Annotated in this window: 2 protein-coding genes; both read right to left on the bottom strand. The window is 54.9% G+C overall.

What is annotated here, in order from left to right; all coding sequences use genetic code 11:
• Positions 1-41: 41 nt before the first annotated feature.
• Entirely contained in the window at positions 42-902 is an 861-nt protein-coding gene (locus tag HMPREF2928_RS01155; RefSeq protein ID WP_070687058.1) for an IS3 family transposase, read from the bottom strand.
• Complete coding sequence (locus tag HMPREF2928_RS01150; RefSeq protein WP_070687056.1) at positions 902-1,414, bottom strand: helix-turn-helix domain-containing protein; 513 nt, start codon at positions 1,412-1,414, stop codon at positions 902-904. Before HMPREF2928_RS01150 ends, HMPREF2928_RS01155 begins: the two co-directional genes overlap by 1 nt.
• Positions 1,415-1,473: the final 59 nt, after the last annotated feature.

The raw sequence follows: 1,473 nt of genomic DNA, 5'->3' as shown, positions 1-1,473 counted from the left end.
TGAACTGCGCCCCGAAACTTGGACGCATTAAATAGTAACCCCTATACGGCTTCCTGCAGGGCCTGAACCCGGTACTCTACCGGAGTCAGGCCCTTAAGCTTTACCTGACGTCTTACTGTATTCCAATGCGTAATATAGGCATCAAGGTCAACCTTGAAACTCTCGAAGGTCGGCCAGTCTTGGCCGCGAAAAAACTCGTCCTTCAGGTGTCCGAAAACTTGCTCGGTGGCACCATTGTCGATGCAGTTGCCTTTGCGTGACATGCTCTGGATAAAACCATTATCGGCCAGCGTACTGATGTAGGTCTCGTGCTGATACTGCCACCCCATATCCGAGTGCAAAATCGGCTTAGCTCCCTCGGGTTTGGCCTCCATGAGTACCTGAAGCATCTCTTGCTGCTGGGCAAGATTAGGGCACATCGAGATAGAATGGGCGACAATCTCTTTACTGGCAAAGTCGTAAACCGGAGCGAGGTAGGCCTTACCAAAGGAAAGCTTAAACTCGGTGACATCGGTACCCAACTTCTGCCAAGGACCATCAGCCTTGAAGTCACGACCGATAATGTTCTTGAAACTTTGCCCCACATCCCCCTTGTAGGAGTTGTACCTGTGGTAGGCCCTCTCACGGCGTATACCGCAACGCAGCCCCATCTGACGCATCATCTTCAAAACCGTCTTATCGGCAATGCGCACCCCTTCCTCAGCACGCAGACACATAGCTACCTGCCTGTGACCGCACCCGTTGGGGGTACGTGAAAAGATCTGTGCGACCTTGGGACGTAGCTGCACTCTGGTTGGCTGCTGGGGGTGAGCCAGCGCGTAGTAGTAGCTCGACCTGGCAAGGCCAGCAGCTTCGAGGAGATCACGCACCGCGTGTCCATGCCCTGAAAGCTCAGCGACCACTAGGGCTTTGTCCCGGTTTGGGAGCGCTTCTGCGCCTTCAGGGCAATCGATTTTTTTAGGTACGCCACCTGCGCCTCAAGCTTGCGCACACGCTCTTCGAGTTCCTCCTCACGCGTTGGCGGCACCGCCCGCACCGACCCCTTCGGCCTGCCCTTGGGCTTAGGCTTAAGCGCCTGCGCGCCGCCCTCACGGTACAGCCTGCACCACTGCTTCAACGGTGTTGCGCTTGCAATACCGAAACGCATCATCGCTTCAGGCTTGCTCATCCCACCGTCAACCACGGCCGCCGCTGCGGCGACCTTGGTTTCATAGTCGTATTTGGTGTGTTTTATTCCCATGGCAAGAAGCCCGTCCTTCCCGATTGCGCGGTACATTTTCTGCCACTCTCTCACAGTCGCGGCAGACACACCAAGCCTGCTGGCGGTCGAACCATAGCCAAATCCCCTCTCAAACATTTGCGCTGCCTGTTTCCGAAGCAAACGATCGTGTCTCATTCCCAGATTTATAGACATGAAAAGCCTCCTGTTTCTTGGACTTTATTTTCGTTGTCCAAGAAACGGGAGGCAGTTCA

The organism is Rothia sp. HMSC072B04 (assembly GCF_001813725.1).
GTDB lineage: Bacteria > Actinomycetota > Actinomycetes > Actinomycetales > Micrococcaceae > Rothia > Rothia mucilaginosa.
The sequence above is the reverse complement of the archived record's forward strand: the minus strand, read 5'-3'. Positions and strand labels throughout refer to the sequence as shown.